17 protein-coding genes and 1 pseudogene are annotated in these 23,584 nt (G+C 38.9%); 8 read left to right on the plus strand and 10 right to left on the minus strand.

Annotated elements, in window-relative coordinates; genetic code table 11:
- Positions 1–107 precede the first annotated feature (107 nt).
- Complete coding sequence (metC, locus tag ACGF49_RS10640) at positions 108–1,301, minus strand: cystathionine beta-lyase (RefSeq protein ID WP_113042369.1); 1,194 nt, start codon at positions 1,299–1,301, stop codon at positions 108–110.
- Positions 1,302–1,658: 357 nt separating this feature from the next.
- Between metC and exbB the strand changes: the two genes are divergently transcribed.
- Both exbB and exbD read left to right on the plus strand, forming a co-directional pair.
- The gene (gene exbB / locus ACGF49_RS10645) at positions 1,659–2,630 is read left to right on the plus strand and encodes a tonB-system energizer ExbB (protein ID WP_113042471.1); all 972 of its coding nucleotides are present in this window, start codon (positions 1,659–1,661) and stop codon (positions 2,628–2,630) included.
- Between the two features lie 3 nt (positions 2,631–2,633).
- Positions 2,634–3,059, plus strand: coding sequence for a TonB system transport protein ExbD (exbD, locus tag ACGF49_RS10650; protein ID WP_113042367.1), 426 nt, complete (start codon positions 2,634–2,636; stop codon positions 3,057–3,059).
- Here exbD and ACGF49_RS10655 read toward each other — a convergent pair.
- The gene (locus ACGF49_RS10655; protein ID WP_228901905.1) at positions 3,056–3,283 is read right to left on the minus strand and encodes a hypothetical protein; all 228 of its coding nucleotides are present in this window, start codon (positions 3,281–3,283) and stop codon (positions 3,056–3,058) included. The two genes, exbD and ACGF49_RS10655, sit on opposite strands and share 4 nt — an antisense overlap.
- A 137-nt stretch (positions 3,284–3,420) precedes the next feature.
- Complete coding sequence (locus tag ACGF49_RS10660) at positions 3,421–4,611, minus strand: MFS transporter (RefSeq protein WP_228901907.1); 1,191 nt, start codon at positions 4,609–4,611, stop codon at positions 3,421–3,423.
- A 171-nt stretch (positions 4,612–4,782) separates the two neighbouring features.
- Here ACGF49_RS10660 and ACGF49_RS10665 point away from each other — a divergent pair, with 171 nt between their 5' ends.
- The 3 genes from ACGF49_RS10665 (at position 4,783) to ACGF49_RS10675 (ending at position 10,118) form a co-directional block, all read left to right on the plus strand.
- Positions 4,783–5,676: a LysR family transcriptional regulator gene (locus ACGF49_RS10665; RefSeq protein WP_262978206.1), complete on the plus strand. Its 894-nt coding sequence runs from the start codon at positions 4,783–4,785 to the stop codon at positions 5,674–5,676.
- 381 nt (positions 5,677–6,057) lie between these two features.
- Positions 6,058–7,806: a glycoside hydrolase family 39 gene (locus ACGF49_RS10670; protein WP_113042357.1), complete on the plus strand. Its 1,749-nt coding sequence runs from the start codon at positions 6,058–6,060 to the stop codon at positions 7,804–7,806.
- A gap of 557 nt (positions 7,807–8,363) precedes the next feature.
- Positions 8,364–10,118 carry a glycoside hydrolase family 39 gene (locus tag ACGF49_RS10675; RefSeq protein WP_271859190.1) on the plus strand — a complete coding sequence of 585 codons (1,755 nt, stop codon included), beginning with the start codon at positions 8,364–8,366 and terminating at the stop codon, positions 10,116–10,118.
- Between the two features lie 222 nt (positions 10,119–10,340).
- Here ACGF49_RS10675 and ACGF49_RS10680 read toward each other — a convergent pair whose 3' ends face one another.
- The 4 genes from ACGF49_RS10680 to ACGF49_RS10695 form a co-directional block, all read right to left on the minus strand.
- Positions 10,341–11,369 (minus strand): Fic family protein, encoded by a 1,029-nt coding sequence (locus ACGF49_RS10680; protein ID WP_387490868.1) that lies wholly within the window; start codon positions 11,367–11,369, stop codon positions 10,341–10,343.
- Positions 11,370–11,616: 247 nt separating this feature from the next.
- Positions 11,617–12,513: an aminoglycoside phosphotransferase family protein gene (locus tag ACGF49_RS10685; protein ID WP_271866646.1), complete on the minus strand. Its 897-nt coding sequence runs from the start codon at positions 12,511–12,513 to the stop codon at positions 11,617–11,619.
- Positions 12,514–12,616: 103 nt separating this feature from the next.
- Entirely contained in the window at positions 12,617–13,528 is a 912-nt protein-coding gene (gene rdgC, locus ACGF49_RS10690) for a recombination-associated protein RdgC (protein WP_113042351.1), read from the minus strand.
- Between the two features lie 340 nt (positions 13,529–13,868).
- On the minus strand, positions 13,869–16,751 hold the full coding sequence (locus tag ACGF49_RS10695; RefSeq protein ID WP_113042349.1) for an aldehyde dehydrogenase family protein: 2,883 nt from the start codon (positions 16,749–16,751) through the stop codon (positions 13,869–13,871).
- Positions 16,752–18,403: 1,652 nt separating this feature from the next.
- Here ACGF49_RS10695 and ACGF49_RS10700 point away from each other — a divergent pair.
- Positions 18,404–20,380 carry a bifunctional 2',3'-cyclic-nucleotide 2'-phosphodiesterase/3'-nucleotidase gene (locus tag ACGF49_RS10700; RefSeq protein WP_387490873.1) on the plus strand — a complete coding sequence of 659 codons (1,977 nt, stop codon included), beginning with the start codon at positions 18,404–18,406 and terminating at the stop codon, positions 20,378–20,380.
- Between the two features lie 62 nt (positions 20,381–20,442).
- Positions 20,443–21,216 (plus strand): ribonuclease, encoded by a 774-nt coding sequence (locus ACGF49_RS10705; RefSeq protein ID WP_113042345.1) that lies wholly within the window; start codon positions 20,443–20,445, stop codon positions 21,214–21,216.
- Between the two features lie 25 nt (positions 21,217–21,241).
- Here the strand turns inward: ACGF49_RS10705 and ACGF49_RS10710 are convergent, their stop codons facing one another.
- The 3 genes from ACGF49_RS10710 to ACGF49_RS10720 form a co-directional block, all read right to left on the minus strand.
- A complete protein-coding gene (locus ACGF49_RS10710; protein WP_262405147.1) occupies positions 21,242–21,370 on the minus strand; it encodes a hypothetical protein in 129 nt (42 codons plus the stop codon).
- Between the two features lie 183 nt (positions 21,371–21,553).
- On the minus strand, positions 21,554–22,384 hold the full coding sequence (locus ACGF49_RS10715; protein ID WP_113042343.1) for a phosphoenolpyruvate hydrolase family protein: 831 nt from the start codon (positions 22,382–22,384) through the stop codon (positions 21,554–21,556).
- Positions 22,368–23,225 carry a Tm-1-like ATP-binding domain-containing protein gene (locus tag ACGF49_RS10720; protein ID WP_262978197.1) on the minus strand — a complete coding sequence of 286 codons (858 nt, stop codon included), beginning with the start codon at positions 23,223–23,225 and terminating at the stop codon, positions 22,368–22,370. The genes ACGF49_RS10715 and ACGF49_RS10720 overlap by 17 nt, the downstream gene beginning before the upstream one ends.
- A gap of 27 nt (positions 23,226–23,252) precedes the next feature.
- Between ACGF49_RS10720 and ACGF49_RS10725 the strand changes: the two are divergent.
- Positions 23,253–23,438 (plus strand): annotated as a pseudogene (locus ACGF49_RS10725) (hypothetical protein); the annotation flags it as partial.
- Positions 23,439–23,584 lie beyond the last annotated feature (146 nt).

Genomic DNA, 23,584 nt, shown 5'->3' on the forward strand with positions numbered 1-23,584 from the left:
AACGAAGTGTAATGCAAATGCATTGTACTGGCAATATCTATATTATTGTTTCATGTTGACTTCCAAGCGTTAAGTTTTTCAGTTTATTACATTGAATAACAATAAAATTAATCAACCGAAATTCGACTAAATCCCTCTGTGAGATCATCAATCAAATCTTGAACATTTTCCAGCCCGACATGCAGGCGGAACAGGGTGCCCGTTCTTTGTGGCGCACCGTACTGGCGCATCATTTTTATCTCTTCTGGTTGATAACCTAGGATCAGGGATTCAAAACCGCCCCATGAGAATGCCATTTTAAAATGGTGAAAATTATCCAGATAATCGGTAAATTGCTGCGGGGTTAATTTCTCTTTCAATTGAAAAGAGAACAAGCCATTACTGCCACTGAAATCACGGATGAAATTCTTGTGGCCGGGGCAGGAAGGCAGAGCCGGATGATAGACTGCGGCGACTTCGGTTCGCTGTTGCAGCCAGCGTGCGATTTCAATACTGCTTTTTTCATGCTGTTTCAGGCGAATAGCTAAAGTCCGTAATCCACGACTGGCCATATAAACTGTATCGGCATCTGCCATTTGTCCCATCAAATAGGAACTCTCTCGCAGTTGTACACAACAGCGTTCATTAGCCACAGCAATACCTAACATTGCGTCTGAATGACCAATAATATATTTGGTGCCTGATTGAATCGAAATATCGATGCCGAATTCTAGCGCTTTAAACAGCACACCTGCTGCCCAAGTATTATCGAGCATGATGACAATATCTGGATTGACGCGCCGTACCGCACGGATAATAGCGGGAATATCCTGTACTTCCATCGTGATGGAGCCTGGAGATTCAAGAAACACCACTTTGGTATTGGGCTTAATCAGATCAGCAATTTCTTCGCCAATCATGGGATCGAAATAATCGGTGGTAATATTCATCCGTGACAATATTTTGTCACAGAAACTTTGCGTCGGGTCATAAGCTGAACCGGTTAATAGAATATGATCACCGGCGGCGGCAAAAGCGAGAATGGTATGACTAATCGCGGCAGCACCAGAAGGGTAAAGCATACAGCCGGCGCCACCTTCCAGTTCAGCCATTGCTGTTTGAAAAGAGAAATGAGTCTGTGTCCCACGGCGGCCATAAAACAGTTCGCTCTTGTCCCGGTTTTGCGTCGCATGTCTTTTGGCGGCGACAGAATCGAAGATCACCGATGATGTTCGTTGAATGATGGGATTGACTGCGCCTTGAGTAAATTTTTGGCTTCTACCAGCATTGACCAGTGAAGTTTCCAGTTTTTTTTCTGCCATGATCCGTTGCTACCTTAGAACACTTCAATTTTTGAAATGGTGTAAAAAAATAGAGTTAACACGTTAAAAGATTTAGACCTTTTTGTACAAAGGGATTAGAACAACTTGACGAAAATTCATCTCATTACCTGTGAGTAGGGGGTGTTTAACTTTATTTTGTGAAGGGGTAATACTTTTTTATTAAACAATAATGATAATTACTATCAAATCACTTAAGGTTTGATATTATCAGCCTGCATGTTCATTCAATCTGGTGAAGATGAGCAAAGACTCAGTATAAATAAGGTTAGTGAGATGACGAAAAGTAATTCACTGCTAAATAACAAGGTTTATAGCAAAGGGAGTAAAGGCCAACTGATGCGAAATTTGACTGCTTCAATAATATTAGCGCTCGGGCTGGCAGGTTCGGCATTGGCTGATACAGCACCAGCATCTGCAACAGAGACCAATAACACGGCGAAAACCGTACAGATTGCAGGGGCTATTCCGGCATCCCCCCCGGCGGTGACGGATGCAACTGCACCACCTGCAAATCAGATTGCGCTGCAAACGGCATCTGCGACGGAAGGCACCCAAGTGACGCCGGTTGCAACGGATGAGATTGCACCTAAAGTTCCTGCTGATGAAGCCAGCCTTTCCAGTGGCTTTGCTACTGATCTGTCTATTTGGGGGATGTATCAGAACGCTGATGTTGTGGTTAAGACTGTGATGATTGGCTTGGTGATTGCTTCTGTTATTACTTGGGCTCTGTTCTTCTCAAAAGGTACTGAACTGATAGCGGCTGGCCGTCGTTTACGTAAAGAGCAATTCGCTTTAACGGACGTGAATAGCCTTGATCAGGCTACGGAAATTGCCGAAGGTTTCAGCAAACACAGTATCAGCCGCTTGTTGCTGAGTGAAGTACAGGCAGAACGTCAATTATCTTCTGAGAGCACTGATTTGAATAGCACGAAAGAGCGTGCCGCTTTCCGTTTGGAACGTTCCGTTGCGGCTATCAGCCGTCATATGGGGCGTGGTAATGGCTATCTGGCAACCATTGGGGCGATTTCTCCTTTCGTTGGTCTGTTTGGTACGGTGTGGGGCATCATGAATAGCTTTATTGGTATTGCCCACTCACAGACAACTAACCTCGCGGTTGTGGCGCCGGGTATTGCGGAGGCCTTGTTAGCGACAGCACTTGGTTTGGTCGCAGCGATCCCTGCCGTTGTGATTTATAACATCTTCGCCCGTGTGATCGTTGCTTACCGGGGTCGGGTTGGTGACATGGCGGCACAGTCAATATTACTGCTTGGCCGTGATCTGGATTTAGCAAATAGCAAGACAAGGTGATTTATGGCAATACGTCTTAATGAAGATCTGGATGATAGTGGCGAATTGCATGAAATCAACGTCACACCATTTATTGACGTGATGTTGGTGTTGTTGATTATCTTCATGGTAGCAGCACCACTGGCAACCGTTGATATTAAAGTGGATTTACCTGCTTCATCGGCAAAACCGCAGCCGCGTCCAGAAAAACCGGTATTCTTGACGGTTAAAGCTGATCGCCAGCTTTATGTCGGAGATCAACAGGTCGATTATGATACTTTGGCGACGGTATTGGATCAGACGACCCAATCCAATAAAGAGACAACCATTTTCTTTCAGGCTGATAAAACCGTGGATTATGAAACACTAATGAGTGTGATGGATTCTTTGCGTAAATCGGGCTATCTGAAAGTGGGCTTGGTAGGGATGGAAGCGGTTTCATCAGATTAATTGTCACTGATTCTTCCATTGAAGAACCGCGCTGGAAAGCGCGGTTGAGTGATCCCCATTCGTTCGGCAACCTGGGTGCTGTTTAATCCTGCCTGATTACGCATGTTAAGAAGAAGCTCCTTCAACTCCTCTTCTTTTTTCTCAGCCATATAAAGGGTGTGAACTTCTGGATCAGCAAGCAGTTCAGCTTTAACGTCGGAATATGGGACACCTTTAATGCTCATCATTCAACTCCTCAAGCCTCTTTAAGGCTATGGCTATTTCGGTAGGGGGTGTTTCTACTGGTTAATACCGTGATACCAGTTATCTTCTGGCTGGTGGCAATCTATCGCAAAAGATAGCTTGGGCACAGTGTGTAAAATCATATTTGCTTGTGGCTCTTTGGATTAAACAGAACCCACAGCGCGGCTAATAATGCGCATCCTCCGCCGCTGAAAGCGACGCCATACCAAGAAAAATGCCATGCTGCGACAGCTCCCAAAGAGGAACCTATTGCGCCACCGGCGAAATAGCAGGTCATAAATATGGTATTAAGCCGACTACGGGCATCAGGTAATAATGTATATAACCGTATTTGATTTGCCACTAAACCCGCTCTGCTGCCAAGATCTAACAGAATAATACCAACGAATAAAAATAGAATACTGTGGCTCGTGCCGCTAATTAGGCACAAGGCTAGTGTTACTAATAAAGCGCCTGCGGCAACAATGGCCTTTCCACCGAAGCGATCTGTCAACGAACCTATTATGGGTGAAGCTAGCATTCCTACAATGCCCGTCAAACCAAAAAGACCTGTAATATCACTCCCCCATCCGTAAGGTGGTTGGGAAAGTAATAAGGCCAGCGAGCCCCATAGCGTATTAAAAGCGGCGAACAGGAGAAAACCGGATAATGCGGCCTCACGCAAAAGGGGTTGTTGTTTTACTAATTTACCGAGTGAAATAAGAAGTTGGCCGTAAGTCATCGTGTGTGGTGTTTCTATTTCTGGCAACACAAACCAGACCAGAAAAAATAGGCATATATCGATTAAAGCGGCCAATATAAACATTTCACGCCAGCCGAAATGCTCTCCGACTGCACCACTCAATGCCCTGGCAAGCAGTGCTCCGGCAAAAAGGCCACTCATCAGACTTCCTACCGCTCGGCCACGCTTTTCTGGTATTACCCAGCCGGATACGGCGGGAATAATGATTTGTGCTGAAATAGAAGTTAGCCCCACAATCAGGCTACTTGCCAGAAGATATGTAAAATTTGGTGCTGTGGCACATAAGATAAGGCTGATTATATTGCCGATTAAGAGGCAGAAAATCAGTTTGCGACGGCTTAGCGTATCTCCAAGTGGCCCAAAAAAGAGAAGCCCCGCCGCATAGCCAATCTGCGTTAGTGTCGCGATCCAGCCGGATATTGAACCATTAACGTTAAAACTTGTCCCAATTATTGGCAGTAATGGTTGATTATAATAAATATTCGCTACAGCAAAACCACAAGCAGCGGATAATAAGATAAGAGAAACGGAAGAAATAGGATTTGGTTTTATTGCTGTATTTGACATGGGAACTCTCAGCATTTGGCCGGAATTATGATGAAATGATTTTGGCATTATCTTGAGAGCGTGGGAATAAAGAGAGCGAACGAAATTGTTTTGCATAGAATGCAAAAATGATAGCGCTACCAGATGTTGCGTATTATTTATAATATATGAAATGTATAGGTAAAAATTGCGATGAAAGATTTATTACGTACCGATATGCTAACAACATTCATTCATGTTGTCCGCTCACAGAGTTTTTCTGCCGTTGCTCGTTTGCAAGGTATGGCTGCATCCTCTATCACACGTCAGATAGACAACCTTGAACAGGTGTTAGAGACAAAACTATTCTTTCGCTCTACCCGCGGTTTATCGCTGACTGACGCAGGGGAGATTTTGTTTTCAAGGGCGCAAGGTATTATCAATGATCTTGTTGATGTTCAGGCTGAGTTAGCGGCGTTGAATGGCGAACCGCAAGGGGCATTACGTGTAGCTTGCCTGCCAACGTTTGGGCGTCAACATATTATTCCGATGCTAGCAGAACTATTCACTCGATATCCTAAAATTCGGGTTGAACTTGATCAAACAGAACGTTTGACTGATCCGGTCAGGGATCGTCTCGATATAGTTATTCGTATTGGTGAGTTAAAGGACAGCACACTTTATTCCAAACGTATCGCCACACAAACTTGGATTATTTGTGCCAGCCCAGGCTATATTCAAAGGCATGGAACACCGACAATACTTACTGAACTGGGTGAGCACTATTTGCTTGATAAACATCATGACCCCGCAGGTATTTGCTGGTCACGCTATCGCAGTGTTATTAACTTCAACGATGATAACAGGATCTTTCGCAGTGATGACTTTGAAACATTGAGAATGGCCGCAGTGAGTGGATTTGGAATAGCGCTTCTGCCTAATTGGGCGGTATCAGCAGATATTCGTTCTGAAAAACTTATTCCTCTATTTGATGATCCAGATGGACGTAAAGAAGATATTTATTTACTGCGGGCGCTTGCTCACCCGCCAGCAAAATTAACCGTATTTATGTCGTTATTGCAAAAGAGGCTTGCCGAGATTATTTAAGCGAATTAGCCTGATATATATTAATGATTTTATGCGATATTATTTAATATGATTTACTTACTATATGATTTTATTTTATGTTTTTTTACCTTCGTTATTAATATCAATTCCTTATTGAAGTATATGTTATTTTGTGCTGATTTTGTTAAATAAATCATAGGATCGATTATTGTAAAAATAATTATATCTATGTGATTATTGATTACTAAAATAAATTAAAACTAATGTAAATTAATTTTAAGATATGATTAAAATTGATATTTAATTGTTATTTAAGTATTCGATTCATTTATTATTGTTGAGTTGTCAGAAAGATATACTTATTCTTTTATATCACTTTGTTTATAGCAATATCATTATTAATGAATATAGAGGTTTATTATGACTAAAATTTTTTCATTCAATAAAAATCGTCGAGATTTATTGGCAGGGCACCACTCATTGCTTAAAGAGGTTAATGGTGTCAATGGTGTTCCTAAATCTTTGGTCCCTGGCTTCCCTGATTTAGATGATCAATTTAATCAGATGGGAATTACCCATATTCGGCTTCATGATGGTTTTGGTATTGGGGATATGGATAATTATTTCCAAGTGGATAGAGTCAATGATCGCAATCAAATTATTGTCAATGTCCCAGAAGAAAATAAACCTGCGGCTAAAAAATTGCTTACTGATATTGCAAATATCAGAAGCCTTTTTCCCAATGCGGCTGCCGGGATGAGAAATAATGATATTAGTCTTGCATTAAAGGAGGCTAATTATAAAATGACTGATGCTTATCTGCGCGATATTATGAACAATCAAGCTGAGCTAAACCCGGATAATATTCATCGACAAATCATGTTTCGTATTGGACGTACCGGTGACGGTGGTTATGAAATGCCAGAAGATTTTGATATTTATGCAATATTAGTCAGCACGTTGGTGAATCGCTACGCATTAAACTATGCCAGAATCGGTTTGCCAAGGAAAATAACCTATTGGCAGGTTTGGAATGAACCTGATTTAATTTTTTTCTGGAATAGTAATGATCCTGAAAAATATTATGAATTATATGCCAAAATTGCAAGAATAATTAAAGCTGTTGACCCTGATGCTAAAGTCGGTGGTGCTGGTATTGGGTTTGTTGATAGAGCACAAGAAGATTATCTTGATGGTTTTTTACGGTATTGCAGAGATAATAACGTACCATTAGATTTCTTTTCCTGGCATGGGTACGTTGAAACTGGAGACCCACAAAACATTATTGATGTGGGGAATAAGGTTCAAAAAGGTTTGCATACTTATGGTTTTACCGGTACAGAAAGTTTTTGTACTGAATGGAATTCTTGTCCTATTGGGACAAAAAATACATATACAAAAGTGCAAGGTATTAAAAATGCGGCATATATCGCTTCCACGTTTATTTATATGCAATATATAAAAGTCGATAGAGCTTATTATTATCGAGGAGATGGCTCATCTTTTGGTTTGTTTAACAACCAGCCCAATCCTAAAAATCCAAGTGTTAAAAACTTCTGTACCTATTCAGCTCAATCTTTTTACCTGTTTGGCAAAATGTTCGAAACACCTTGTATTTTACGTGGTAATAAGGATTTTTCTACAGGCTTAACTGTTTTGGCAGCCGAGAATACCGAAGGAAATAAAATAAATATCCTTGCCGCAAATTATAAAGTCGATAAGAGTCTTGCCGATGGTAATGCAGCCCCTGATTATTTATATCAACAATACTATTTGGATACCAGCCGAACACTGAATCAATTAACGGATACTTGGAGTAAGAATAAATGGTTTGGTGGCGTTGATCCGACAACCGTTCACGTTGATAACGCGGTAGTACAACATGAACCTGTTAAGCCATTTCCGGATAATAATATGTTGAGAGCTAAAAATCGTGATTATGCTGATAGCGACCAAGGTGTTACCGTGGTAATTAATCATATAGGTTATAAAAAATTTAAAGTCAAAGCATTCCGTATTCAAGAAGGTGGATCGCTAGCAAAAATGACACCACCGGAAGTGACTAACCAGATTAATGTGTCTATAGCTAATAATAAATTAACGCTAGTGGATAAGGGAGCGAAGCCTGCAACGGTAACATTATATTCATTAGAGCTAGATGATAATTGACTTTATATGCAATAGAAATATTATAGTAAATTATCTCCCCCGATCAATTAATCAATGAAAAATAGAATTATTTTAATCTGATAGGCTCTGAAAAGAGCCATTTTGATAGTAATTAATTGAATTATATTGTTTTTATATTTTATGGTGACTTGTTAAAGTTGGAAATATGTTTTTAATATGGGTCAATGATCTTTTGTACGATATTTTTAAATATAATCTACTTTCTGTATGGTTTTATTGTGTGCTATTTTATCATTGTTATTATCATCACTCTTGGTTGATTAATATATCTTTTTCTCTTTTAATGATTTTTCGGTTAAATAAGTCACAGAGTCAATTTTATTTTTGTAAATAATTGTGTTAATGTCATTGTTTGTTTAATTCAATAAATTCAAAGTAATAGCTGAGAGTTTTAAGGTGTAGTTGAAAGTGATATTTAACTATTATTTAGGTCTTCCATTCATTTATTGTTATTGAGTTATCAGATAAATGTATTTATTCTTTGATATTATTTTTGTTTATAGGGACACAATATCTTAATTAATATAGAGGGTATTATGACTAAAGTTTTTTCATTTAATAAAAATCATCGAGATTTATCAGCAGGGTATAACTCACGTCTTAAAGCGGTTAATGGCGTCAATGGTCTTCCTAAATCGATAGCGCCAGGTTTCCCTGATTTAGATAATCAATTTAATCAGATGGGAGTGACACATGTCCGGCTGCATGACGGCTTTGGTATTGGGGATATGGATAATTATTTCCAGGTGGATAGGAAAAATAATCAAGATCAAATGATTATCAATGTGCCGGAGGAGAAGAAACCCGCGGCTAAAAAGCTTGTTGCTGATATTGCAAATGTCAGAAGTATTTTTCCTAATGCGGCTATCGGAATGAGAAATCATGATGTGAATCTTGCATTAAAAGATGCCAATTATGAAATGACGGATGCTTATCTGCGTGATGTTCTGAATAATCAAGCAGATCTGAACCCAGATAATATTCAGCGACAACTTCTGTTTCGTATTGGTCGTTCACTTGATGGCGGTTATGAAATACCAGAGGATTTTGATATTTATGCAGCATTAGTTAAAGCTTTGGTGAATCGTTATGGTGTAAACTATGCCGGCATTGGGTTGCCGAGAAAAATAAGCTATTGGGAGATTTGGAATGAGCCTGATTTGCTGTTTTTCTGGAATACGGATGATCCACAAAAGTATTATCAATTATATGAAAAAATAGTGAGAGTAATTAAGGCGGTTGATCCTGATGCTAAAGTTGGTGGTGCAGGTATTTCGTTTAGTAATCATGCAGGAGGATATTATATTGATGGATTTTTCCGATATTGTCGGGATAATAATGTACCGTTAGATTTCTTTTCCTGGCATGGATACGTTGATACTGGAGACCCACAAAACATTATTGATATGGGTAATACGATTCAGAAAAGTTTGCATACTTATGGCTTTACTAAGACAGAGAGTATTTGTACTGAGTGGAACTCTAGTCCTTTTGGGTCGAGAAATACATTTACCAAAGTGCAGAGTCCTAAAAACGCAGCATATATCGCCTCCTCATTGATTTATATGCAATATACCAAAGTTGACCTGGCTCATTATTATCGTGGGGATGGTTTATCTTTTGGTTTGTTTAATGATCAACCTAGTCCTAAAAACCCAAGCGTCAGAAATTTCTGTACCTATTCAGCTCAATCTTTTGGTCTTTTTGCTAAAATATTAAAAACACCTTATATATTAAGTGGTCAAAAGGATTTTTCAACCGGCTTAACGGTTTTAGCGGCTGAAAATAAATCAGGTAATAAAATTAATATTCTTGCAGCAAATTATAAAGTAGATAAGAGTTTTTCTGATGGTAGTGTAGCCCCCGTTCCTGCGGATTTATATCGACAATACTATTTGGATGCTAGCCGAACATTAGATCAATTAACGGATACCTGTAGTAAGAATAGATGGTTTGGCGGTGTTGATCCGACAACCATCCAATCTAATAATGCGGTAGTGCAAAAAGATCCGGTACAACAACTTCCACTAGATTCTCTTTTAAGACCTAAAACTCGCGATTATACTCATAGTGACCAAGGCGTTACAGTGGTGATTGATCATATAGGTTGCAAGAAATTTAAAGTTAAAGCGTATCGTATTCAGCAAGGTGGATCGCTGGAAAAAATAACGCCACCAGAGGTGACTAACCAGATTAATGTGTCTATAGATAATAATAAATTGACGTTGGTAGATAAAGGCGCTAAACCTTCAACGGTAACGTTGTATTCGTTAGAGCTAATTCATCATTAATTTATACCCTATGGATTTCAAGTGGACATTAAAGCACTATAGTTATGGTGTTCATGTCCACTTAATGAGTTTGCCAAAATAGTGAAGGGAGTTAGTGTTTCGCTGGTGTGGTTGAATTATTTTGTTAATACATTGATATTTTAGTAGATATTATAGCTCAATTTTATTTATGCAGGTTTTCACATCGAAGCCACCGATAAGGTAGGAATTGGTTACTTTTCACTATTTGTGGTGAGCTTTTAAATTTACCCCTTTTTCTGTCAAACGATAGCGCTGTAATGGACTGCTCGGTTTTTCTGGATGGCTCATTTCAATTAATCCTGCTGCCAAAGCGGGTTGCAAATAGCGCAGACGGAATGAATTACGATCTTTTAATCCAAGTGCTGATTGCAGTTGCCCACGGTTCATTTCCCCTTTCAATACCATAATTAGTTGTTTAACTTGTTGGGTAGCCTGATGGGTAGCCTGATGGGTAGCCTGATGGGTAGATGTCAGAATTGCATCACGGATCATGTGCAGCATAAACTCAATAAACGGTGCACAATCAACAAGTTGGCTACTGAGATTAATTGCCTGATAGTAATGAGCTTGATGTTCATAAACCAGACTTTCAACGGGAATAAATTCAAATAATGGATTCCAGTGGCTTAAAATCAATGTCTGCCATAACCGGCCTATTCTGCCGTTTCCATCGGCAAATGGATGAATGAATTCAAATTCATAATGGAAAATGCAACTGGCAATAAGTGGATGAATATCAGTAGAGCCTAACCAGTGAAAAAGATCACCCATCAGCTTTGGAATCCGGTTTGCCTGTGGAGCCATGTGAATGACTTTTTCTCCATCCATTACACCGACGCCGCTGTGTCGATAACTGCCGGCATTATCTAGCAATCCCTTCATCAGAACATAATGGGCTTCCAGTAAGTTTTGCTCTGATGTGAAATGCCAATGGTTAAGCTTTTCATAAGCCAAGATAGCGTTACGCGCTTCTTGTATTTCACTGATCGGTGCAATAACTCGCTTTCCTTCAATAATGGCTGTGATTTGGCTTGCATCAAGTAAGTTACCTTCAATTGCCAGTGAACCGTGAATTGTGCGTATCCGATTGATACGTCTCAATCGCAAAGCGGTTATTTGTTCCTGTTCTGTGCTTAACCGCCCGATATTTTCACTGATTTCAGCAACTAATTGGATCATTTTAGCTGTAATCGAGAAAGGCGGCTGATAGCCTTTTTTAGCTGAATTCATTGAATACCTAATTGGATTACCGTGACTAGCTTTAACGTTATTATACCCGGTTACCTTTTTGTTGGCTGCACTCGTTCACCCCGGTCACATAGTTTTTTGCTATGCTCTCGGGGATTCGCTCCCTTGCCGTCGCAATGCATCTTGAAATCCATAGGGTATATAATTGGAATAGTTTGATGATGACCGAATCTAATGATTTATAATTAATGAATGCAGATGTTGTTCCGATTCAGTCATCAATTTAGTTTTAAGGCTTATACCAGCTTGGCATACTGCGTTTAAATCCTTGATAATCGTGCCAGATCATATTAATACGGTTAAGGCAATTTTGAATTGTTTTTTCTCCAAATGATTGTGCCCAAAGTAAACTAAAGAAAGCGTTATAGGCGGTATGAAAAGCGATTCTTTTTAAAAACTCTTGGCTTGGTTGGCCTGCAAAATAACTATCCATTTGTCCATGAACAAATGCCGTGCTATGTAATCGGCTAAATATCATCATCTGACTAAAGTCTTTGGCCGGATCGCCAAAACGATAACGATTGAAATCAATAACCCACAGTTTATGTTTATTATCGATTATCATATTCCCGACATGATAATCACCATGTAGGAACACAGGGGATATATTATTAAGCAGAGAGAAATTATCCTTTATGAAATCAGTAAAGTCTGCTTCATGAGGGATCTTGATCCCACATTGTTCATACCGGGCCAGTTTTTCCTGATAAATGTTTTCTGCTTCCTGGCGGGGAGAAATGGTTTGAGATGGGATTGTTAATTGATGTATTTTTTTTAAATGTTTTCCTGCTTGTAAACCTGCTTCATATTGTAATTGTTCATTATGTTGTTCCAGCCAATGAGTAGTATCCTGTCCTTCGATCCAATTTAGCAAAGAATAAACACTCTGGTCGTTGTTGCAAATGCCAAAATTAATGGGTTCAGACATGGGAATATTTTGTCTAAATAGTTGTTGTGTCCAGAAGAATTCTTGTTTTTTCTTATCTTCTTGGCTGATATCTGCCAAGCGTAATAACAAATGCTTACCTTGTTTATCAACAACATGGTATTTCTGATCTTTAGACCAGCCGCGATTTTCAGGCTCTATTATCTGCCAGTTTTCGGCTAATGGGATATCAAATATCATATCTGCACTCCACTGTTGTTGATTAAAGTATAAGGTTGAGAAAGACATAAGAATGCCGCTCTGAAAAATAGTTCAAAGCGGCAAATAGCATTAAAGGTTGAGGTTATTTTTCTGCTTCGCCGCCTAGTGCTTCAATGGTGCTGTTAATCAATGCACTTAATTCACCGGTCATCAGAATAAAGTCAGCATCAAACCGTTGGGCAACATCTTCCCGATCAATGTCATCATTTTGTTCACGCAGAGTATCACTGAATTTTATGCGCTTGAAAGTACCATCATCTGACAGCATAAACTGAATACGCTCTTCCCAATCGAGCGCCAATTTGGTGACACATTTGCCTGCTTCTATATGGGTGGCGATTTCGTCAGAAACTAAATCTTGTTTTTTACAACGGATCACGCCACCCTCTTCCAGAATAGCTTTTAATTCAGCTTCATCCATTAAAGCAAAACCTGTCGGTAAATCACCGGAACGTACCCATTCTGTCAGGGTTAATTCTATCGGGTCTTTAAATGTCAGAGGAACAACAGGTAAAGAACCCAAGCTTTTTCTCAATAATGCCAAATTATCTTCGGCCCGTTTAGCACTGGCCGCGTCAACAATAATTAGATTATTGGCGATATCGATCCAAATATAAGTTTGGCTGAATCGGCTAAATGCCCGTGGTAGCAAGGTATGTAATATTTCATCTTTCAGAGAGTCTTTCTCTGTTTTTTTAAGTTTGCGATGCTGTTCTCCTTCCAGTTTTTCAATTTTTGCTTGTAGTGCCTGCTTGATAACCGGTGAAGGCAACATCTTTTCTTCTTTACGGGCGCAAATCAGAATTTGGTTATTCGCGACATGGGTAAAGGCGTCACTGTGTGAACCCATTGGTGGCACCCAACCTGTTTTCGCCATATCTTGACTGCCACATGGGGTGAATGCTAACGGACTCAATTGTTTTTCCAGTTCATCCGCAGAAAGTGAAATTTCCCGGTTTAAACGGTAAATCATTAAATTTTTGAACCACAACATAAAATTACCCCATATTTTTGCTCAATGAATCGGTGAGCATGACCAACATAAGGTTGCATGATAGCGAATCACAGGGATAAGCCCTAGTATCTTGTATCAATTATCCTGATTGATGACTTTATTATATACCCTATGGATTTCAAGATGCATCGCGACGGCAAGGGAGTGAATCCCCGGGAGCATAGGTAACTATGTGACTGGGGTGAGCGAGTGCGGCCAACAAAGAGGCAACTTGAAAGATAACGGGTATATTTAAACGCGGAGACACGCCGTGCTTACTTACTTATGAAAGTACGGCGCTGTCAGGTCATCCGTTGAAGTCAGGACTTACCGGAGTAGCTTAAATTCCCGCTTGAACGCAGTGGTGCTTTTCACTCTTTGGCATGGGAAGGGTATCAAAGGGTTCAATTAAATAATGGTATATATCACGTTGTGGCAACGTACTGCCGTTAATCCTATTACCTTCATACCAAAGGCATGAAGCAGCCGGCCCTTGACCACCATAGGGAAGATAACCGTGTTCTTCCAGATGTAAGTCAGTATTATTCAGAATACTATCTGGTAAGTGAAGGTGTTCGCTGAGTTGATGATAGATATAGTCACTGGTACCAAACAGAGATATATACATAGCATTAGCAGAATACAAAGGATCAGAAAAATAATGGATTAAATCTTGATCCTGATAATATCTTTGTAAGAAGAACACAGGGGCAAAAAATTCTTTATAATTGCCACCTAATGATAATTCTTTCTCGAAAACCGTTGGTTTTATCATGCCATTGATGGGATTAACCTCTCCTCCATAGGTGCAATAGAGTCTATTTACTTTAAATACTGAAGCAATTTTTATACTGTGATCAATATCGCTATTGGGACCGACAATATTTTTATAGTCACTATAAGGGCCAACTCTATCTTCAATATTCTTCAAATCAGAGATTAATCGTTGCTTGAATAAATCGTATATATCATTGTGTACTAATATGGCGTTTGGACCAGCACAATCCTGCCCTTGATTGTAAAGAACAACTCGTTTTGCACTTTCAACAGCCAGATTAATGTCTGCATCTTTTGAGATAATAAGTGGGTTATGACCGGCACCATTAAGAATAAATAAGGTGTTTTTTCTGAAATGTTTACGTACTTTGAGCGCATTCTCTGGTGTTCCCGTAAAGATTACTGCATCCGTTATTTTTACGCGTTGACTTAAAAATAACTCTTTATCTTCATAAGAAATAGATAATGTTGGAGAAAATTCGGATAAATTAATAACCGCCTCAAATTTTTTGTAATGTGTATGCATTGCTGTCGGGGGGCGTATGCACACATTTTCTGCCATAAGTGAAGGGATAAAACCAAAACATACAGAAGCGTAAATGGGTTGGTTAAGCGGGAGGAATGATGTCACACCATAAATTTTCTTTTTGAAATATTCTCTGTTGTTCTCAATATTATTCAAGACATCTATTGAACGGAGAATTTCATCTTCGGTGACGTTTTTACATTGATAGCCAGAGAGTGCTTTAACTAACGCCTCACTATTCTTCTGTAAAGCGGAGGAAAGTTCATCACATTTTTTCCTGATTTCGCTGAAATTAATTTTACTGTATAACTTAGTCATATATGTTTTGTTCTCCTCGATGCTATTGTTTATTAATCTCTCTTTTTGAGATTTGTTAATTTCGTTGTTAACGATATTTTCCTCATTTTTTTGGTATGAGTTTTTATATGGGCTGCTAAAATGGGTTAAAACATGCTGCATGCAATTTAAATCTAACCATGTTTTAATTCGTGGGCCTTTGGTATCACCAAATAACCCTCGGTAGAGCATAGGCCATATTTGGGATGATTTATCATCTGAAAAATGGTCTTTATATGTACTGATTATATGCTGGAAAAGTTGATCTTTAGTGGATATTTCTCCTGAACTTATTGAATTGGCAATGGCTGAGAAATACTTTTCTTCTTTAATGTTTTGTAACCCTTGATTTTCATTTTTACATGTCCTGATATAATAATGATAACTTATTTCAAATTCCTGATCTGAAATGGATTCTCCCGGTCTTTTATAGCGATTCAGAAAGTTTTCAGCCGCGAGTTTATTTGCTGGTTTTGACGCGTGTAATATTCTTGCTATCTTTGAAAAAGATAGTCTTTTTCCATCTTTTTGCGAAATATTAGCTTGATCATTTAGATGTGGTGCCAGCGCGACATAAAATTTAGACGATCTCTGTGGCTCTTTTGAGAGGTAAGTGCGAATTGCGTCTCGTGTAAGCAGATGGCGAATATCATCTAAAGAGAAACTATTTCCTTTCGATTTCGATATTTTTTTACCTGAATCATCAAGGAAAAGCCCATATTTGTAAAAACGTGGAATTGGCTTGTCTAATGCTCCCGCGATCTGGCGAGCAACATCGGCAGAAGCCAGCAAATCTTCACCATGCATTTCAAAATGAATGTTTCTGGCAAGGAGGCGCATACCCCAGTCTGCTTTCCACTGAAGTTTAGATTTACCGTTTAGTACTGAAATAGTTTGCTCTTGATCCAATATTTCATTTTTATAGAATTCTCGAATTTCTACGCCATATTCATAACCGGGTTTATTAATGACTTCATCGCCAGGTATGTAATAGGTTATTTCTCCTGATGCAGGGTTCACGTCGGTTACTATAATATGTTCCAGTACGGCGCCAGTTCTTTCAGAAATGGGCATGATCATGCTGTAGGTTCTTTGTCTTAAAGATCCGGTAGATTCCTTGCATATTTGGTTTAGCACCAAAAAATTTTGTAGGAATAGTTTGATTTCGTCATTGTAATCGCCATTTTGATAGGCTAAAGAGTTTCTGACTAGCTGACACTCTATTTCGTATTCTGTGGCGAGCTTCATGAGTTGATATTCCGCCATTTCAGAGAATGACGGGAAATTTCCGAAAGGGTCCGGCACCTTGCTTATCGGTTGGCCTAGATAAGGCGTTAATTGTTCAGCATTTGGAATATTCAAAGGCACTTTTCTGAAAGGGTCCAAATCATCTGAAATGAGATAAAAATTAACTGTTCTGCCTGCTTTCTCCAATTCGGTTTTGATGAGATTGGCTCGGAGGATTTCACAAAGGGTTCCTATGTGTGGAAGCCCTGTTGGTCCAAAACCCGCTTCGATATTGATTGATTCCTCGTATGGTATAGCCTGATTAATTTCGAGGGCTTCCTTGACATACCATTTCATTTGTAGTTACCTCCATCATAATGTTTTGATTATCTTAGGGTTAATGGTGATGAATAAAGACAGTAGAGGTGTTATTAACTTGTCAGGAAATCCTCAGTAATCCTGATGAGAAAAAATGCTTTAAAATGTTATATTATTTTATGTTTTTTGTTTTGATGTCAGCGATTAACCTTAAAATCTCTTTAAAATTAATGAATAGTTAACGCGAGTTCTAGCTAATTAACTATTACTATAATCAATTATTGCTATAAACTTATTCTAAATTCTTTCGGCTCTAAGTGAGTGCTGAAATGATAAGGTTCAATGATATTCTTTATAATGTTAAATAAAATTAATGTAATTATTGTTTCTGGTCAAGAGGGGAGCATAAATTTTTTTATTTTCTCTTCATTGCTGAATTGAGTGAGATAGTGGGGGCGATGGGTGAATGTGTCATGCTGATCAGAAAAGTCGTTTATAGTAATTCTAGCAGTGTCAAAGTTATTGATAAATAATAACTTTAAAAATAGTCATTAGGTTATTTTTCTTTTAAATCAATATGATAATTAATTTTTATATTTTGTTTTTAAATTAATTTATTATTTTTTCTTTATTTTAAAAATAAATGTTTTTTATTTTTTATAATATGTTAAATATATCTATATATTTTGTAAGAAATAATTTTAATTAATTTTATAGATTGGTTTTATATAAAATTAATAACGTTGTTTTTTATGACTTTTGATGTTTTCTTATTTCATAATTAAAATTAATTTATATTTGAATTAATTATTAAATTTTTAATGTTTAAATTATTTTTTTATAAATAATGTAATTAATAAAATTAACAAGATAAAGTTACCTGATGATGTGATTATTATCACAAATAATTTTAATTATTTTTTTGTTTTAACGATGTAATTGTGCATTTTATCACGAAAATGATTTTTGTGTTTATTTATTATATGGTTACAATAGATTGTTTGGTTGAGGGTTATATCAAAAAATTGAAATTTTAATAGAATCACTCATTTTTAATTAAAAGTGTTCATCATTATAACCTAAATTAACGATTATTTTGTCATTAAAAACCATAAAAGTTTATATAAGGAAACCATAATATGGATGATAATTGATTGCTTGAAAATATTTACAATTTGTTAACAAGTTTGTTTTATACGGTAATATTATGAGCGGTATTTATTAGCCTGAATATTTTACCGGCTCAATGGAATAGAGAGATTTTTGTCCAGAAATAAAGCTAATAATTAAATACAAGCATTGTAGATATTTTATTCTTACTTAACTTAAATTAAACCGTGTTAAAGGTGTCTAGAAGACAGATTTTACGGTGTTAGTGTTATAGGAGGAGTGAGATCTTGGCAAAGTGGTATGTCTGCGAGTGACTCTTTGCGTGATAAAAATGCAGGTACCCTAGCTATAAAAAAACAGATTTATCTTGTTGGTTGAGATAAACGTTTTGCAATTTCTAAGTACAATAGCCTGAGTTTGTTCGTTGAAACGGCATATGATGATGCGCACAGCGACAACCCAGCTTATGAAAATAAAAAACAGATGATTGTGGAAATCGACGCTCATCTGTACTTGTAAGTTGACAGTTAAAGGAGAGCTGATTTTGAGTCCTCCTGAACTACCTAAAAAAGAGGTGTGAAATGGTTAACAATGTGTTGAAAGTCTCCACATTAACCTTATTGGTCGCATGTAATGTCCATGCTGAAACAGTTGATTTGCGGGTAATGGAAACATCTGATGTTCACAGTAACCTGATTGATTTTGATTACTTTAAGGATAAACCTACAGAACAATTTGGTTTGATACGCACAGCGAGTTTAATTAAAGCAGCCAAAGCAGAAGCCTCTAACTCCATTCTGGTCGATAACGGTGATTTGATTCAAGGTAGCCCACTGGCTGATTACGTGGCTGCAAAAGGTCTTAAAAAAGGGGAATCTCATCCAGCACATCAGTTAATGAATACCATGGGTTATACCGTGGGTAACTTTGGTAACCACGAGTTTAACTTTGGTTTGGATTATCTGAAAAAAGCCATTGCCGGTGCGAAGTTCCCTTATATCAATGCCAACATCATGGATGCGAAAACCGGTAAGAACTATTTCACTCCCTATATTATTGTTGATACGCCGGTAAAAGACCGGGAGGGTAAAAATCATACCATCAAGATTGGCTATATCGGTTTTGTACCGCCCCAGATTGCTATCTGGGATAAGGTCAATCTGGATGGGAAAGTTGTCGTTAACGATGTCACTGAAACCGCGAAAAAATTTGTTCCTCAAATGAAAAAAGCGGGGGCAGATTTGATTATTGCTATTCCTCACTCCGGCTTTTCCAAGGAGCCTTATAAGGCAATGGCTGAGAACTCGGTTTATTACTTGAGTGAAGTTAAAGGTATTGATGCGATTATGTTTGGTCACTCACACGGTGTGTTTCCAAGTAAAGAATTTGCAAACATTAAAGGCGTTGATGTTGCTAAAGGTACGGTTAACGGTATTCCGGCTGTTATGCCCGGCCAATGGGGTGATCATTTAGGTGTTGTTGATATGGTTATCGACAACGGGGGCGGGGCATGGAAAGTGACGGAAGCAAAAGCGGAAGCGCGCCCGATTTATGACAAAGTGAATAAAAAGGCACTGGTTGAGCGTGATAGTGAGTTGGCAAAAATTATCGGGCAAGCTCATCAGGGAACGCGGGGTTTTGTCGGTAAATTGATTGGCAAAGCGTCTGCCAATATGTATAGCTATTTGGCTTTGATTCAAAGTGACCCGACAGTGCAGATTGTGAATGATGCACAAACTGATTACACGCGGCGTTTTATTCAAGGTGATCCCGATTTAGCAGATATTCCTGTTCTGGCCGCTGCGGCACCATTCAAAGTTGGCGGGCGTAAAAATGCACCCTCAGAGTTTGTTGAAGTTGAAAAAGGTGATTTAACCTTTCGTAACGTAGCAGATTTGTATCTCTATTCCAATACATTGGCTGTTGTGAAGGTCACTGGTGCTGATGTGATTGAATGGTTGGAGTGTTCGGCCGGCATGTATAACCAGATTGATCCAAATTCAATTCAGCCGCAGTATCTGTTGAATTGGAGCGGCTTCCGTACTTATAACTTCGACATGATAAGTGGCGTAAATTATAAGATTGATCTGACTCAGCCCGCTAAATACGACGTTGATTGCCAGCTCATCAATCAAGGGGCGAATCGTATCAAAGAGCTGACTTACCAAGGTAAACCGATCGATCCTCACGCTAAATTTCTCATTGCTACCAATAACTACCGCGCCTATGGTGGTAAATTTGCCGGCACAGGCGAAGATTACATTGCATTCGCTTCACCGGATGAGAACCGCGCTATTTTGGCTGCTTACATTGCCAAAATGTCTAAACAGAAAGGGATAGTAGCGACCAAAGCAGAGAATAATTGGTCGATTATGCCAATCAAAACTGACAAGAAATTGGATATTCGTTTCGAAACGTCTCCAAGTGAGAAAGCGGCGAGATTCATCAAAACATTTTCTCAATATCCTGTGAAATATTTGGAAAATGATGAGATCGGTTTTGCTGTGTATCAAATTGATCTGACTGAAAAAAATAATTTTAATAGTCGCCTGCCTTAATTTTGGCAGGTTTTTGTTTGTTTACCATCAATAGGGAAATAATTTCCCATAAAGGAATTAAGATGCGTTTTTTTAATTTATTATCAGCAATATTCGTTTTACTGATTGTGGGCTGTGTGAAGCAACCAGAAGTGACTGACTCGTTGGAGTCTCTATCAACATTGGAAGAGGGGGTGTCTTGTATCTTACCTGCTACTCCGCCGAAAGATTATGATTATGTTGCTAAAGGTGACCGTTATGGTCAGAACGCAACCGCATCGACAGATTACTTCAAACTGGCTATTAGTTATTCTCCAGCATTTTGTAAGAGCAAAGCAAAGAATATTGAGCGCCTGAAAAATAGTAACAAACTTGCTGAAGCGCAGCGTGAATATGAAAAGTTTGAATTGCAATGTTTCTCCGAAAACAAATTTAGTTGGGTAATTCACGGCTTGTGGGCGCAAACCTGTGATAGTAAATCAATGGCACAGTGCCGTGATTGGTCTGATGTCAGAAAACATCCACGTCTTTGCAAAGGGGATTTGTCACCACTGGATTATCAGGTGATTAAACCTTATCTATGCGCTTCTCCGGGGGCAGATTTGTTACAAGCTGAGTGGGAAAAACATGGTGTTTGTGCGTTTACAACGCCAGATCAATTTTTCAGTAAACAGCAAGAACTGTTTGATGGATTGGTATTGCCTAATGATCGTCCATCTAATAAACAGTTAATTAAGTTCCTCCAGAAAAATAACCCATCATTGAAGGGAAAAACCATTCAGATCAATCGTGATGAATTTTACGTTTGTTACAGCAAAAATTTCGACGTGATTGATTGTCCAAAGCGTGAGTTGTGATGGTTCTCCTTTCTATAAAGGAAAATCACAGTGATGTGCCTGACCTGCAGTAACGTGGGTCAGGTTTGCCATCCCTTTCAGGGGATATTTTGTATTTATACCCGTCATCTTTCAAGTTGCCTCTTTGTTGGCTGCACTCGCTCACCCCGGTCACATCGTTATCTATGCTCCCGGGGATTCACTCCCTTGCCGTCGCGATGCATCTTGAAATCCATAGGGTATATCCGTTATAGGGATAATTATGAAGATCACATCGCCAGAGACACTCGTACTCGCAATGAGGGAGACCCGCAAAAAAATAGTACTAAATTTCCATATAGATTAAGTATAATTCTCGCTAACCCCGATTAATTTCTTTAAATTTCTGGATAGTGTGTTTGATGGCTTGTTCTGTTGGCAAACGCTCCATTGAACTAGCACCATAGAACCCATGACAATTGGGACAATGAGCCAAAATATAGGCGACATCTTCCGGTTCCGAAATTGGGCCACCGTGACACAAAGTAATAATGTCATTTCGAATAGTTTTAGCTGCCGAAGCACAAGCATTAATGATTGGTATACAAGATTCCAGATCATATGATGTATTAGCACTAATATCACCTCCAGTGGTTAGCCCCAGATGTACGACGATGATATCAGCACCTGCTTGTGCCATAGCTTCAGCCTCTTTTGCATTGAAAACATAAGGAGTGGTAATCATTCCTTTTTCATGCGCCAGGCGGATTAGCTCTACCTCCAATGCATAACCCATGCCTGTTTCTTCCAGATTTTTTCTGAACTTTCCATCAATAAGCCCTACTGTTGGGAAGTTTTGAATACCAGCAAAACCTTGTGCCTTCAATTCATCCAGGAAAAGAGATAAATTACAGAATGGATCAGTACCGCAGACACCCGCTAATACAGGTGTTTCCTTAACTATCGGCAATATTTCATTACCCATTTCTCTGACAATTTCATTTGCATTACCGTATGGCATTAATCCGGCCAATGATCCTCTGCCAGCCATTCTGAAGCGTCCAGAATTATATACGATAATGAGGTCTGCCCCGCCTGCTTCCTCGCAACGCGCTGAAAGCCCCGTGCCTGCACCCGCTCCAATAATAGTTTCGTTACGTTCGACTTTTTGTTTTATAGCTTCAATAATCTGATTATATTTTTTCTTCATGAGAAATTCCTTGGTGTTCTGTAATTTCCTTGAATTGCTGTATTACCAGAGCACAAAATTGTGGTGAATTGATGTGAAAAGGTGTTTTTATAACTTTTCGCAATTCTGTTTGTTTTATTGTTTTTTTTAGTCCATGACAGAAAGCCTGTGTTGATGCAGGTAAATAAAAAGGTTGTTCAGGGCAATCTAGAGTAGAGAATCCGCCTTCCGGAATAATAAATCGAATAGGTCCATTACACTTATTAAGTTTGTTCCCTATCCAGATACCAAGCTGATAGTTTTCTTCGGGTGTGGTTCGCATTAATGTCACCTGAGAATTATGCTCGACAAATAGCCTATTGCTGTAGCGTTCTGGAACCGTGTCCTTTGCACCAAAGTTAACCATGTCCAAAGCGCCAGCACTGCCAATCCACGGAATGCTTTTTTTTGCAATGACGTCTAAGCGTGTGTCAGGGCAACCCAAAACACCCCCAAATAATAGATCAGCAATTTCTGTTAATGTAATATCCAAAACACAAACCAATTCGCCGTCTTTAGCCAATTTCTCCATGCTTGTTCCACCATTGCCGGTAGCATGAAAAGCCAGGCAATCGTATTGAGTATTTAACGCGGCAGTGAGCTGATTAATGCACGGAGTCGTCATACCAAACATCGTCAACCCTAAAGCGGGTTTATGAATATCAGCCAATGGCATAAAATAATTGACAGAGCCCGCCATCATATTTGCAGCATTAGACAATACTGCACGAGAAATACGGTTGAGTCCGTTGAGATCGGTTACCGTATAAAGCATGGCAATATCGCTGGCCTTAACATAGGCCGAGACATTCCCTGACGCCATCTTCATGTCAGTACAGTAAGACCGTCCGAAAAAAGCCGTGAGCATCGGGTCCATACCGGAGCAAATTGTGCCGATTGCCGGGAAAAAGAAAAGTGTACTCAGGCGAAAAAGGGCAGAAAAATTAAACGTTACCCGGAAGATGACGCGCGAGATAAACTGTGTTTACGGATGGACAAACCGGAGTCAAAGTGGAATTTACCTTGTACGCCATAGCGTATAACTTATCAAGGGCAGTTGCTCTGATATTATGGCTTATTTTTAGCCTGCCATGGGTTGTCAGTCCCAATAACAGGCAATAAATCTCTGTGGGTTTATTTTTAATGCTGGCCTTTTGCGACACCCTCCGATGAGCCTGTCTC

Origin of the sequence: Photorhabdus sp. RM96S (assembly GCF_042879335.1) — a bacterium.
Lineage (GTDB): Bacteria > Pseudomonadota > Gammaproteobacteria > Enterobacterales > Enterobacteriaceae > Photorhabdus > Photorhabdus kayaii.